Raw genomic sequence first — 231 nt, 5'->3', positions numbered from 1 at the left:
TATTTACTTAAAAGTTATAGATCGCAAACAATATATTGTATTATAGGTCTTATGATAGGTTCTATATATTCAGTTATAATGGGACCTATGTCTTTAGAAGTTGCTAAACCACCGATGAGTATATCTACTTTTAATGTAGTGTTCTTTGCTATAGGAGGTATTTTAGTTCCTTTATTAGAAAAACTTAAAGGTGTGCTTAAGCATAAGTCTGAAGAAGTACCTAGTATGAAT

At 29.4% G+C, this 231-nt stretch carries 1 pseudogene; it reads left to right on the top strand.

Going from position 1 to position 231, the window contains the following annotated elements:
* Positions 1-231, top strand: a pseudogene (locus tag G3997_RS05285) (hypothetical protein); the annotation flags it as partial.

The organism is Romboutsia sp. 13368 (assembly GCF_018336475.1).
Classification (GTDB): Bacteria; Bacillota; Clostridia; order Peptostreptococcales; family Peptostreptococcaceae; genus Romboutsia.
This window is presented reverse-complemented; position numbering and strand designations above follow the sequence as displayed.